This is a genomic window from Paenibacillus sp. FSL H3-0286 (assembly GCF_045040705.1).
GTDB classification, from domain to species: domain Bacteria; phylum Bacillota; class Bacilli; order Paenibacillales; family Paenibacillaceae; genus Paenibacillus_AQ; species Paenibacillus_AQ odorifer.
Genome location: NZ_CP150285.1, coordinates 6,078,047 through 6,091,140 on the forward strand (window position 1 = coordinate 6,078,047; position 13,094 = coordinate 6,091,140).

Consider the following 13,094-nt stretch of genomic DNA (forward strand, 5'->3'; position numbering starts at 1 on the left):
TCCAGCATTACTTTTTGGAGATTTTTGAGGAATCAATTGAGTTTTTTCCATGATTATAACAGCCTCTCTTCCCCTAGCCGCTTCGCAGTCCAGTTAGCTAATAGCAGCAACGTTACACTTACGACTGTTTTGAAAATACCACCCGCGGTAGCTAAGGAATAATTCCCTTGCGCTATACCATATTTCAATACAAATATATCAATCGTTTCCGACCAATCTACGACAAGCCCGTTTCCTAACAAGTACTGAACCTCAAATCCAGCTTCCAGTACATGTCCTACGGACATTATTAACAGGATTACAATGGTTGCTTTCATGCCCGGCAAAGTTACATGACGCATTTTCTTATACCGGTTCGCTCCATCAATCTCAGCAGCTTCATATAAAGCCGGATCAATAGAGGCGATAGCCGCCAAGTAGATGATAGTACTCCATCCGACTTCTTTCCAGACGTGTGAAGCACCTACAATACCCCAGAAATACTTCCCTTCACTCAACCAAAGGATCGGTGAATCAATGAGATGCAATTTCATGAGCACGATGTTGATAATCCCGTCATTAACCGAAAGAGAAGTAGCTACAATGCCTGTTACAATAATCCAAGAGAGGAAGTGAGGCAAGTAGGATATGGTCTGAACGGTTCTTTTCCAAAATACATTTTTGATCTCATTAAGCAGCAATGCCAGTATTATCGCAGTCACAAATCCTAGAACTAGATTAATTAGGCCCATGGCCAACGTATTGCGCAGTACTCTCAAAAAGCTATCGTCCGTAAAAAGAAACTTGAAGTGTTTTAAACCCACCCATGTTTGTTCACTAAATGCTCTAGCTGGTTTATAATCTTGGAAAGCCATCGTCCATCCCCAGATGGGAACATAAGCAAATAGTATAATATAAAGCATTAATGGAACCGACATCCAAATCAGCTGTTTCTGATTCTTAATCAAGGTCATAGTAATCGGTTGCTTCTTTTTTCTTTTAGGATGCCGGTTAACTTTTTTCCCCGTTAATATCTCATCCATATATGTTTTCTCCCCACATCATCCATATATTTCAGAAAGTGGTTGGCCTAATAAGCCACCACTTTCTGATTTTTAAGCAAGCTCTAACTATTTAACACTCCAAGTATCAAATCTCCATTTAAGCTGTTCATTGATTTTGTCTTCATAGGCTTTGACATTCGCTTTACCAATTTCTCCAACAAAGTCATTCCAAACCTTATCGAATTCTGATGGACTGGCCAAGATTGCTTTTGGCAGGTACTTGGTTCGCAATTCATTCAGCTTCGTTTCGGCAATTTTGGCATCTGAGCCTTCAACAAGATCTATGGACCAAGCTGGATAAGCTACTGGGTTCGGCTCAGGCTCGCTGAAGAAATCCACATAACTGTTGTAGCCATAAGCATCAAGGATTTCCTTGTCATACGGCTTGAGTGCAGCCCGGTATTCTTCTGGTTGAGCCGCAGCATCTGTTGAGTTTCCATCCTCAAAGAATCCTTGCAATTTCGGAGCTGTAGCATACCAAGCATCTGCTTTGTTGCTGAGCTTCCATGTAGCATCAACTGCGTTCTTCCGTTGTTCTTCATTTCTTATAAAACGGCCATTTTCCACTTGATAATCTTCACCTTCAATACCCCAAGTGAAGATTTTTTGCCAATCTTCTTGAATCAATGTATCCATTAGTTTAATAATTCTTTCAGGGTTTTTGGCATTGATACTGATCCCGAAGCCATTATTCAAGTTCAGCGCTGGGCGATCCAGATAATAATCTTTAGTGCTGGTATCAAACACAAGTGGAAGTCCTACATAAGTTCTTTCATCTTTACCTTGTGTCCGGAGTGAATCTTCTGCTGAACCAAAGTTCCAGTGCTGATCAAACATTCCCAGAACGGCTCCACTAGACAGTTTCGCCAAATATTGATCGTAGTTTTGCACAAATGTTTCTTGGTCGATAACGCCCAATTGGTTCATTTCATTAAGCTTTTGATAGTACTGCTTAGCATAGTCTTTATCTGCGAAGATTTCTGCAACGTTATCATTAACTACTACCCCGCCATCATTAGGGTGTCCGATCAGATGCTGAGGAGCGTTAAACAACCCCCAGTTTCTCCAGTCGTTGTTAAGAATTTCGAATCCGATGGTTGGCGTTCCATCGATGGTTGGATTTTTTTCTTTATATTTCACAATGAGGTCAAAATACTCGTCCAAGGTCTTCACCTGTGGGTAACCAGCATCTTTCAGGATGTCCTTCTGAATCCAGAAAGCAGGACCTGCATAATAGGTTGTATTCACTTTACCGTTATACGCACCATAATTCGGAAGCGTATAAATATGTCCATCATTCGGGTCTTTCATCATGTTCCAGTAATCTGCGTAATGCGCTTTCAAATTTGGAGCATATTGTTCAATCAAATCTTCAAGCGGGATAAAAGCTTCCGCTCCTGTCAGCTTAGTATTGGAAGTCATCAAATCCGGATAATCCTGACCGGCAATCATTACGCCTAACTTCTGGTTAAGATCCCCAGCTAAGAATTCGAAATTGAAGGATGCGCCTGTTTTTTCTTTAATCATTTTGTAAATTTTATTATCTGGTGTTGGTTGCTGGCCTGCTTCTCCAAGAAAGATACTAATTTCAAAAGGTTCAATCTTATCAGAATCTGTTCCTGCAGCAGTTGAAGTGGCTGTTTCTGCTGGTTTGTCTTCCCCTTTAGCCGTCGTATTGTTGCTGTTATTTCCTCCGCACCCTGCTAAGGTAAAGCTTAGGGATAACACAGCAATCAGACTAAGTTTCCATTTGGATATTAACTTGCCCCCCATAAAGCACCTCCATATATTTGTTGGTGTAACAATGTTGTAAGCCCTTACAAGTTAAATTATAGAGGTGATAATCTTCTGAAAATACGCCAGAATTAAAGATGTACCCCCAAAAAGTTTAGGTATTAGTGTTTTTAAATTCGTTAGGGCTCATATGCAGTTTTTTTTCAAATTGCTTGAGGAACTGACTATAATTGCCATAGCCCACTTTTTCAGCGATTTCACTATTTTTTAATTTATTTTGTTGAAGTAAATGTACTGCCTCTTTTATTCGGAGGTTATGCAGCTGTTCATTGAAATTAATACCGTTCTTCTTGATCAATAATTGACCCAGATATACCGGGTGCAGGAAAAAAACCTCTGATAGTCTCTTAATGGTAAGACATTCGCGAAAATGCTCTTCAATATAATTGTTAATCTCCTGAACAATCCCCTGTGATTTTAGGTTTTGTTCCTTAAGAAGGATATCGATACTGGCCTCGCCGCAGAATAGCAAATTACGCATTAAGTCCGTCAAGGTGATCATTGAGTCTAACATCGCGGGGATTCTAATTTGATTAGATAAGGAGGACTCATGAACTTCACTGGCTTCCGAGGTAAACTCAATAATCTTATACATCATATGAATAACAATTTTCTTCACAACCTCTGGAGCGATGCGCTGTTCCCGGAAACTGCGGGCTGCCGAGTTCACAGCTTGGCTAAAGCCTGCGGAGTCCAGGGTGTTAATCGGTCTTATCAAGTCATCCATCAGTTGAATTTGATCATAATGATAACTAAAGGGACTATCCTTAATCTCCTGATAAGTCAGGATCTCTACATTTTCAGAATAATAAAAATAATACATTAATGCTTCTTTCGCCATTCGGAAACTGTTCCCGATCTGAAGCAAGGAGCCTACACCAGCACCTGTTGCAATATATAAAGCTTGTTTGGGGTGTTCATTCAGCAAAGGAGTTGCAATCTGATCGATCACAGCTCCCTCAGTGGACAATGAATTGTATCCATATACGATTCCAAAACAATGACTCTCCAGATCCATCAGAAACATCGAATCTTTATCGGTTAGGAGGGCTGAGGCTTGCTCTCTGATCTCCGTATATAAAACCGGCTCTGTCTGTATCAAACAAATATTCCAAACGCTTTTACCTTTCGATAGTCGGTTAAGTACCTCCTGATTCGACTGCTCAGCTTTCTCATGCAGCATTCCTTTCAGGAGAGAAACAGCCTCCTCCGCGGAGGCTATTTGATTTAAACTGCGCTTCTGAGCTTCCTGCTCCAGCTCCTGATATATCTCCAGCAATTCTTCTGCCGCCTCTTCCGGAAACACTGGCTTCATCAGATAATGATTAATTCCATAGTGTATAGCTGTCTTGGCATATTCAAACTCACTATAACCACTTAGTATGGCAAATTTGATCTCCTTAATCTCAGCTTGTTGCCAAGCTGCGACCATCTCCAGCCCATTCATTAGCGGCATATTAACATCCGTAATTACAAGATCTGGCTCTAGCTGTTTCATTAGCTCCAGCCCCTCTTTGCCATTGCTGGAGGTTCCGCATACCTCAAAGCCAAGCTCCTGCCAATCAATCCACAGCTGCATCGCTTCAAGCGCACTAGGCTCATCATCGATCAATAATACTTTGTATTTCATTGGGGGTCCCTCACTTTCTAGCTATTCTTCCGTTCCAGGAGTTTTAGTGGAATGTCAAAAGTGACAATGGTCCCTTCATCCGGAACGCTGCTGATATCAAAACGGACCTGATCTTCATAGTACAATTCTAATCGGCGGTACACGTTGCGGATTCCGATATTCGTTCCCGAAGACGCTTCATTTTGAACATTACCTAATAATTCTTGCAGCTTCTCTGGCTCTATCCCTTTACCGTTATCAGAGACGGTAACTTTTAATCGTCCCTCCTCCACTAACGTCTTCACTTTTATCACACCTAGTCCCTCTATGGCCTGTAGACCATGTTTGCAGGAATTCTCAACGAGCGGCTGCATGCTTAGCTTGGGAATCTTATATTGAAGCGACTGCTCATCGATCTCAAATTGATAGTCGAATTTATCCCTGAACCGGAATTTTTCAATTTTCAAATACATCTCGATGAAAGTCATTTCTTCTTCCAAGGTAACGAGATCCTCTTTCCAGCTCAGCAGCCGTCTAAGTAATTTCGATAAACTCTTAATGATATCCGTAACATCCGAGTAATTATTTTTAGTACAGACCACCAAAATGGCATTTAACGTATTAAACAGAAAATGCGGATTCATCTGGCTTTGCAGGAAATTCAGTTCAGCTCTTACTCTTTCCATCTCCAGATTATTTTTTTGAATCTCCAGTTTATATACATCATTGATCAAGGAATTAATGGTAGTGGTCATCCTGTTAAAATTACGGATCAAGCCCCCGATCTCATCCTGACCTTCATCAATCCGAATCAGCTCAAATTTCTCATTGGATACTTTCTGCATATGTCTGGACAACCGTTTCACCCGATAATTATAGGATCTTAACATCACATATAAAAAAGCGGTTGTGATTAGCGTGACAATAGACGCCAGAATCCCTGCATAAATCCGAATCTCCATTATCGCTTGGGCAATACGCTCACCTTGTGTAATTCCTATTATCCGCCAGCCCTTTATATAACTAGCTCCGCCGACGGGTACAATATGAACGTCCTCCTTGCGCTCATCATCCTGCAGCTTGAACACGGGATAAGGTTCCGCGGTGCCTCTTTGATACCCGCTTTGGGCAGACATAATAATCTCGTCCTGCTCGTTAACCAGATAAAGACTCAAGTAATCTTTTTCTCTGATAATCACGTCATATATTTTACTGAGATCCAAATCAATTCTAAGCAGCTTTTCAAATTTATTGTATGAGCTGTAAGCGTCCATTCGCTCAATAACACTCAAATAAGGCGCTGTAGAAATCACACTAGAGATGTCACTCATATGATAAGCGGCAAGAAACAGATGTTTATTCGCAGCCTTCGACTGCTTATACCATTCACTATTCATAACCTTTTCATTGATGACCTGATAGTTGCTGCCAGAAACAATGGAATCATTGTTCGTGAATACAGTAATCCGTTCAATCTGATTGTTCACCGGCATATAGCTATTCATGCGGCCTCTTAGCTGTTCATCAAAAGTGTCATAGAATTCAATAGAGTTCCCATACGTCCGCTCAAGCAATTCATACAGGTTCTTATCAGCAGAAAGCGTATAGCTGACAGCTACCCCACCTTCAATGAAGTCATGAATATCCTTTCGGGCTCTTTCTAAGGATATCTCTAGATTCTGCTGCTCTCTCGATTTGATCAGATCGGAAATCCGATCCAAAAAAACAAGGTTAATAATAATGATAGGGAGAAGAACACCTATGATATAAATAAGGGAAAATTTATAATTTAAGGGAATATCATTCACTACTTTTCTAAATCTGAATTTTTTTCTCTCCATATGAAACACCTTGCTTCCCCTAGAGCTGTTGGTTCTTATTCTCATTTTTATACACGGATGGTACTACCCCTACAAGCAGCTTAAACTTATCTATAAAATAATCAGTGTTAGAGAATCCCACCTGCACCGCTATATCCGATATCTTTAACTGTGTTCGCTTCAGCAGACTTTTTGCCTCTTCAATCCGTTTGGCATTTAGGTATTCACTAAAACCCTGACCCGTTTGCTTTCTGAACAGTTGTCCCAAATAGGTAGAATTAATATGAAATTGTTGTGCCAAATCCTGAAGCTTTAATTTATTCCGAAATTCCCGATCCACATACTGAATAACCTTGTAAATCGTATTTTGTTCATTCTGCTGCTCTAGTTCAGACAGATAGACGGCAGCCCGTTCACACAGACTTTGTACATAACGGCTTAATATAAAATAATCACTAAGCTCACCTAGATTTCCGTATTCTTGCTGAAGCTTAATCATAATCGTATCCGGGTCTCCATTCATTTGAGCTATAATTCTACAGATCGTAAGCTCTAAATGGGCCACTTTTGCTTTTACAACTTCAAGGGTCAGCAGATTCTCAACGAAAGCAGTGAACGCTTCTTTTACACAAGGCTGGATCTGTTCCGTATCATTCGTTTGGACCTTATGCAGCAGCTGTCTGAAATGGTCCTCATGAGGTTCTTCCTTTTTCAGGTTCCTAAGCTCACTATAATAAAAGACCCCTCTTTTCTGCTGATGCGTTTTTCGTTTCCATACCTCAAGTGCCTGCCTATAAATCTCTCGAATCGAGCTCACCCCGACCATTCTGCTGCTAAGTGCTAAAAAGACCAGCTCCTGTGATTGTTCAGTGAGATCTGAATGCATCTGGTTGACGATAGTCTCCAGGCTCTCATTGCCGATAGAAGCAGACTGAAGAATGATCCCCGCTCTTCCCGATCCGTCTTGAAAGAAGCAGAAGTGTTCCTCGGAAAAATAATCACTTATCTGCGGTTGGAATGGATTCATAGAGGAGGCCGGTTCGATAAGAATACACATTAACTCTGCATCCGCTTGAAGCTTCAAGGTGTTTCGGGTTAGAAGCTCTAAATTTTCGTTATACTCCCCTTGGATCAGGCGGTTGATGATATTATTTACGATAAAAAATTGCTTTTTATCAAACTCCTCATTGGAAGCGATTTCATTTTGGATTATTGGAGTGATCCTGCTTAATAAAGCCTCTATTTCTTCATCATCAATGGGTTTTAATAAATATTCATTTACCCGCTGGCGCAATGCCGTACGTGCATACTTGAAGTCATCATATCCAGACAGAATCACAAATTTAGGAGGTTTCTCCATGACCTCATTCAACTTTGTAATAAGCTCAAGTCCGTTAATTACAGGCATATTAATATCCGTAAGAACCAGTTCCGGTTTATTCTCCTGGATAAGCCTCATCGCATCCGTGCCGTTTTGAGCTTCACCACAAACTTCATAACCGAATTTTTCCCAGTCGATCATCGTCCTTAGCCCCTCAAGAACCCAGGGTTCATCGTCCACGATCAGAACCTTAAGCATGATGTTCGCTCCAATCTTATTAAGATAAGCCCGCGCTTTACACCAAAATATATAGATCATGCTATCATACTTGGATAATGATGTGAATTCATAAATTTTCCTTCTTTTGTTTAAAACAGTACTTTTTTTACTTGAAAAAACGCACAAAAAACGACGTATCCTATATTTCAGATACACCTTTACAAGGACCCATCATTCCATTATCATGGTTTACATTGAGTAAAGAATTACATAGTGTAAACCATATTGGAGGGCAAAGATATGAGCAGCTTATCTAAGTCTGCTAGATTTCCACTTTTCATTCTGATGTTGAATCTATTTATCGCTTTATTAGGGCAAGGTATGGTTATTCCCATTCTACCTGAGTATCTGAAGCTGTTTAATGCGTCAGGAGCTGCTGCCGGATATCTTATTGCAGCTTTTGGAGCAGCACAGTTTATTTTTTCACCTATAGGGGGACAGCTTTCGGATAAATGGGGAAGAAAATCAATGATCATTTCCGGAATGTTTTTAACCGTGCTTTCAGATCTGATATTTGCTGTCTCTACGACATTACCCCTACTCTATATCGCAAGATTTATTGGGGGTATAGGTATCGGAATCATGGTTCCTTCCAATATGGCCTACGTCGCTGATATCACCACCCATGAAACCCGCGCTAAAGGTATGGGGTACTTGGGGGCTTCCATGAATTTGGGTATGGTACTTGGTCCAGGGTTAGGCGGCATTATCGCTGGGTTTGGCATACGGATGCCTTATTTTTTTGCGGGTGGACTTGGGCTTATCGCTACGATACTTTGTTTTTATATGCCAGAGACACTCCCAAAGGAAAAACGGAAATCCGTTAACAAATGGGCCCCTCGGGAAGCCATTCGTAATCAAATCGTAAATTCATTCCGGACGTCCTATTTCCGCTATCTGCTGCTCATTCTGATTATGACATTTGGTTTGATGAATTATGAAACGGTGTACGCCCTTTTTGTGGAACAAAAATACGGTTTTGATGCAACGAAAATCTCAATCATTATTACGGTTGGTGCTATTATAGGCATTATTGTGCAGATCTGGCTGCTTGATCATCTGATTAAGAGACTTGGCGAGATAAAGCTTATACGTATATCATTGGTGATGACCGCTATAACCTTATTGTTGATGATATTCAAGATCAATTTAGGTTATTTATTAGTTGTATCCGGTTTATTTTTTGCTTTTAATGCTTTTTTACGACCCACAGTAAGTACATTGATTGCCAACTCAGCTGGTGATCGGCAAGGATATGCTGCCGGATTAAATACAACGTATACCAGCATAGGAAACATACTTGGACCCATTTTAGCGGGATTGATGTTTGACAAACACATGGATATCCCCTATATTTTTGGGGCAATTATCCTGGCATCTGCCTTTTTCATCACCTTACAAAAACCAAAAAAAGAACAAGAAAGGAGTGTAACCCATCACTGAGAACTGGCACCAGAATTTAAAAAACAGAAACCGGGAAGAATTGATTGCTGCGGCGAAGGATCTTTTTATGAAGCAAAGCTTTCTCAAAGTTAATATTAAGGATGTCTGCGACGTGGCTGGTGTAAGCCGGGTTACCTTTTATAAGCATTTCCAGTCCATGAACGAACTGATTTTTGAGGTCCAGATGGAAATTCTGGAGAGCATGACGCAATTTGTTAGAAGCGCACCTTCTTCAATTGAAATGAATGGTAAGCAAATGCTTGCTTCGATGCTTAATGCTTGGATTGATTATGCCCGGCAACACCCAGGTTACATCAAATTCATTCTTCTATTCGATTTGCATTTTGAAGCCTATGATTACAGTAAAGAACTCAAAGAAAATTACAGAAATTTTGTGATGCGGGGTAAAGAACGACATTTCTTAATGGATGCTCTGGAGGCCGGAGTTAAAGATGGATCATTAAAATTTGATACAGAACCCTTATCCACTGCTCATTTCATCTTCACGTCTATGATGGGTTTATTGCAGAAAATGAGCCTGATTTCCAAAGACGATTTCAACAACGAACTTCAGGATATTCAAATTGCTAACCGATTTGTGGACATGTTAGTTCAGTATTTAAGTACAGAAAGTGATGAATCTCCTGCCTTGAAGTAAGGGGACCCATCACTTTCTCCGTAATAGAGAGAAGTAGTTAAATAAAATTATTCTCCTTTAAGGAGCGGTTAGACTCATGTTTGATTAACCATTCTTTTCTGGCAAGCCCGCCTCCATAGCCCCCCAATTCACCATTGCTATTTATCACTCGATGACATGGAACCAAGATTGAGAGTTGATTGGTGCCATTCGCCCTTGCTACAGCGCGGCAAGCAGAAGGATTGTTGATTTTCTCTGCAAGCTCCTTATAAGAAGCTGTCTGTCCCAGAGGTATTTTCCGGAGTTCATTCCACACCTTTTGCTGAAAGTCTGAGCCCAGATAACGAACCGGCGTTGTAAATTCCGTAAGTTCACCGGTGAAATACAGCTTCAATTCCTCCTCAATTTGGTGAAGGACGGCTACCTTTTCAGGTAATATAGTTGCATTTAAACGAGTGCGTAATCTCTTGATTTCATTTTCAAGTCCCTTGCGATCCACAAATTCCAGCAGTAAAAGACTCTCTTCATCGGAGATGGCCAGCATAGAACCCAATATCGTTTCTATCCAAGTACAGTACAGCACTTTAATCTGCTTGGAATGATTCGGGACAGTCCCCATCGTTCGTGAAAAAGCATCCCTAAATCCATTGCTCGAATCGTACCCGCTTTCCAGTTGTGCGTTAATGATTGAATCCCCATTCCTAATATGTTTGAATGCCAGTCCTAAACGTCTAGAACGTGCATATTCGATAAAGGTCATTCCAAATTGTTTCTTAAATTGGCGGCGTGCCGTGTTTGCACTAATAGACAGCTCATCAAAATCTTTATCTGTCCATTTTCGTTCCGGATTGCTCTCAATAGCTTCTACAAGCAGCTTTACTTCAGGAGACATTTTTGTTGGATTGGATAGCGGCTGACACCTTTTACAAGGTCTATATGAAGCTAATAAGGCTTCCTTGGCTGTAGCAAAAAACTCACAATTTTCTTTTAATGGCTTTTTAGCCGGACAAGTTGGCCTACACATGATGCCCGTTGTTTTCACTCCTACAAAAAATACGCCCTCATAATTCGAATTTTTCTCGACCAGCATCTTATAATATTTATCGATATCCTGCTCATTAGTTATCATAGTGTGGTTAGCTCATTTCTAAATAAAGTCCTGAGGCATCAAGCGTTTGCCGGGCATTTTCTTGGAGGTTATGTTGTGCCTGAAAGAAACTACGCGGTCCATAGCTAATCCGTTTCACGCCAATATTTTGTAATTCATGATTTGAAAGCATACCGTCCATAACCATAATATTCACAGGCAGTGGCGATTTTTCAACAAATTGTTCAATCAAGCTTGGATCAGCGAGCCCCGGTATAAAAATCCCATCCGCTCCAGCGTCAGCATAAGCATAGGTACGTTCTATAGCTTGATTCACTAGATCCATCGAATGTTCCTTAGCCTTGAAAAAGATATCCGTTCTAGCGTTAATAAACACGCGCTTTTGCAGTTTGGAGGCTACTTGTTGTATGGTTTTGATCCTCCGGCTTTGTTCGCTGGTCTCCCATAGTTCATTGTTAGGATGATTTACGATCTGATCTTCAAAATTGATACCACAGATATCTAATTGAAATAACTGCTCCATGTTATGCGCTAAAATATCCTCATCTATAGCATATCCACCTTCGATGTCTACGGTCAATGGAACTGCTACCCGTTCGGCAATCTTTGATATCATCCAAAGCATAAGCTCAAATGTAAGCTGTTCACCGTCCGAATATCCCCACGCTTCCGCCATGGAATAGCTGCTGGTTGCTAGCGCCTTTGATCCAGCTTGCTCTATTGCTTTAGCCGAGGCTACATCCCAGCAGTTGTACAGGATCAGTGGATTTTTTTGATCATGCAGCGTTTTAAAATAGTCATAGTTTTTAGTGTTCATAAGTGGTCATCTCCATTTAGTTAAGAATAGAACCACTATATAATAGACATCCATTATCGATACCAGAAAAATTAACACCAATCTTTTTTTTCACAAAAAAAACACCGATAGATAATCTAATCCTCTCAGGATCAGATCATACCATCGATGCCAGTTTGCCGATTAAAGTTCTACCTTACGGAGTGATTGCTTCGGTGATGGTTTGGATGACTTTTTCCCTGTCCCCATCGGTAGGATTTGTGGAGCTGCGATCCCGATCAGAACTACGATAATCCCGATCCAGCGAAGTAATGATACCTCTTCTTGCAGAACTAACACGGAGGCTACTACAGCTGCCGGTAACTCCGCTGCCCCTAAAATCGCGCCTAGACCTGAACCCAGCTTCGGAACCCCGATCGAAAAGAACAGAACTGGAATTACGATGCCCAACAAACCTAGAGGTAGGCCGTATTTCCAAAGCCCATCGGTAATCGCACCGTCATATAAAAACGAAGGCGAAAAAACAGTCATAATAATAACCATTGCACTAGTGGTCATATACAAGCTTTTATTAACGGCAGGCACCTGCGTAGCTACTCTTCCACTCACAAAAATATAGAAAGCAAACGACACGGCTGACATTAAGCCAAAAATCACACCAGTGGTCGTAATTCCACCTATACTCGGCTCAAGGATGCCCCCCGCTAATACTGTACCAATTAGAAGGATAACCATCGAAATCACTTTTTCCCGACTAGGAAGTTTTCGATCTACAACCGCCTCCAGAATTACACCGATCCAAGTAAATTGGAATAACAGTACAATCGCAATCGAAGCAGGTAATTGTTCAACGGCGAAGCCATAAAAAATGCCAGTTAAACTGATGGTGATCCCAGCGGCTAATAATTTCCCGCCTGTTTTTAGCCCTAATTTCTTTCGAGAAAATAATAAGACCAGCAAGAGCAGCATACACCATCCAAAAAAGTATTGTGATCCTACCAATTGTTTCATTCTAAAGCCATCGTTCATTCCAAGTTTGACGATCGTAGAGAGTGAGCCATAACTACAAGCGCCTAAAAAAACTAGTAAAGCATATTTGAATAACTTCATATTCATCGTAAACCTCTTCCCTTTCTCTTGAGCAAGCTCATTAACATAATAAAGCCCCTTGTCATCGAAATGACAAGGGGCGATTGAAACCAAAGAATACATCTTTGACAAAGTTCCGCCACTCCATCCACTGG

Annotated in this window: 10 protein-coding genes; 2 read left to right on the forward strand and 8 right to left on the reverse strand. The window is 40.9% G+C overall.

What is annotated here, in order from left to right; all coding sequences use genetic code 11:
• Nucleotides 1-53: 53 nt before the first annotated feature.
• The 5 genes from MHB37_RS27080 to MHB37_RS27100 all read right to left on the reverse strand — a co-directional run bounded on the left by MHB37_RS27080 (nt 54) and on the right by MHB37_RS27100 (nt 7,845).
• Nucleotides 54-1,022, reverse strand: coding sequence for a sugar ABC transporter permease (locus MHB37_RS27080; RefSeq protein WP_076130468.1), 969 nt, complete (start codon nt 1,020-1,022; stop codon nt 54-56).
• A gap of 87 nt (nt 1,023-1,109) precedes the next feature.
• A complete protein-coding gene (locus MHB37_RS27085; RefSeq protein ID WP_405168708.1) occupies nt 1,110-2,816 on the reverse strand; it encodes a sugar ABC transporter substrate-binding protein in 1,707 nt (568 codons plus the stop codon).
• A 115-nt stretch (nt 2,817-2,931) separates the two neighbouring features.
• Nucleotides 2,932-4,467: a response regulator gene (locus tag MHB37_RS27090; RefSeq protein ID WP_076194120.1), complete on the reverse strand. Its 1,536-nt coding sequence runs from the start codon at nt 4,465-4,467 to the stop codon at nt 2,932-2,934.
• A 17-nt stretch (nt 4,468-4,484) separates the two neighbouring features.
• A complete protein-coding gene (locus MHB37_RS27095) occupies nt 4,485-6,287 on the reverse strand; it encodes a sensor histidine kinase (RefSeq protein WP_405168709.1) in 1,803 nt (600 codons plus the stop codon).
• 19 nt (nt 6,288-6,306) lie between these two features.
• Nucleotides 6,307-7,845 carry a response regulator gene (locus MHB37_RS27100; protein WP_076194119.1) on the reverse strand — a complete coding sequence of 513 codons (1,539 nt, stop codon included), beginning with the start codon at nt 7,843-7,845 and terminating at the stop codon, nt 6,307-6,309.
• 261 nt (nt 7,846-8,106) lie between these two features.
• Between MHB37_RS27100 and MHB37_RS27105 the strand changes: the two genes are divergently transcribed.
• Both MHB37_RS27105 and MHB37_RS27110 read left to right on the forward strand, forming a co-directional pair.
• A complete protein-coding gene (locus MHB37_RS27105) occupies nt 8,107-9,309 on the forward strand; it encodes an MFS transporter (protein ID WP_339244927.1) in 1,203 nt (400 codons plus the stop codon).
• Nucleotides 9,302-9,967, forward strand: a complete 666-nt coding sequence (locus MHB37_RS27110) for a TetR/AcrR family transcriptional regulator (RefSeq protein ID WP_076194117.1) — start codon at nt 9,302-9,304, stop codon at nt 9,965-9,967. The genes MHB37_RS27105 and MHB37_RS27110 overlap by 8 nt, the downstream gene beginning before the upstream one ends.
• A gap of 37 nt (nt 9,968-10,004) precedes the next feature.
• On the opposite strand, the gene MHB37_RS27115 is transcribed toward MHB37_RS27110, so the two are convergent.
• The 3 genes from MHB37_RS27115 to MHB37_RS27125 form a co-directional block, all read right to left on the reverse strand.
• Nucleotides 10,005-11,075, reverse strand: coding sequence for a bifunctional transcriptional activator/DNA repair enzyme AdaA (locus MHB37_RS27115; RefSeq protein ID WP_076130462.1), 1,071 nt, complete (start codon nt 11,073-11,075; stop codon nt 10,005-10,007).
• A 7-nt stretch (nt 11,076-11,082) separates the two neighbouring features.
• Nucleotides 11,083-11,871: an isocitrate lyase/phosphoenolpyruvate mutase family protein gene (locus MHB37_RS27120; protein ID WP_076130461.1), complete on the reverse strand. Its 789-nt coding sequence runs from the start codon at nt 11,869-11,871 to the stop codon at nt 11,083-11,085.
• 162 nt (nt 11,872-12,033) lie between these two features.
• A complete protein-coding gene (locus tag MHB37_RS27125; protein WP_076130480.1) occupies nt 12,034-12,960 on the reverse strand; it encodes an EamA family transporter in 927 nt (308 codons plus the stop codon).
• Nucleotides 12,961-13,094 lie beyond the last annotated feature (134 nt).

Bases quoted from the DNA above. Each gene is read 5' to 3' on its own strand.
- MHB37_RS27105 (WP_339244927.1), top strand. From the start codon at position 8,107: ATGAGCAGCTTATCTAAGTCTGCTAGATTTCCACTTTTCATTCTGATG.
- MHB37_RS27100 (WP_076194119.1), bottom strand. From the start codon at position 7,845: ATGCTTAAGGTTCTGATCGTGGACGATGAACCCTGGGTTCTTGAGGGG.
- MHB37_RS27090 (WP_076194120.1), bottom strand. From the start codon at position 4,467: ATGAAATACAAAGTATTATTGATCGATGATGAGCCTAGTGCGCTTGAA.
- MHB37_RS27125 (WP_076130480.1), bottom strand. From the start codon at position 12,960: ATGAAGTTATTCAAATATGCTTTACTAGTTTTTTTAGGCGCTTGTAGT.
- MHB37_RS27080 (WP_076130468.1), bottom strand. From the start codon at position 1,022: ATGGATGAGATATTAACGGGGAAAAAAGTTAACCGGCATCCTAAAAGA.
- MHB37_RS27115 (WP_076130462.1), bottom strand. From the start codon at position 11,075: ATGATAACTAATGAGCAGGATATCGATAAATATTATAAGATGCTGGTC.
- MHB37_RS27120 (WP_076130461.1), bottom strand. From the start codon at position 11,871: ATGAACACTAAAAACTATGACTATTTTAAAACGCTGCATGATCAAAAA.
- MHB37_RS27085 (WP_405168708.1), bottom strand. From the start codon at position 2,816: ATGGGGGGCAAGTTAATATCCAAATGGAAACTTAGTCTGATTGCTGTG.
- MHB37_RS27095 (WP_405168709.1), bottom strand. From the start codon at position 6,287: ATGGAGAGAAAAAAATTCAGATTTAGAAAAGTAGTGAATGATATTCCC.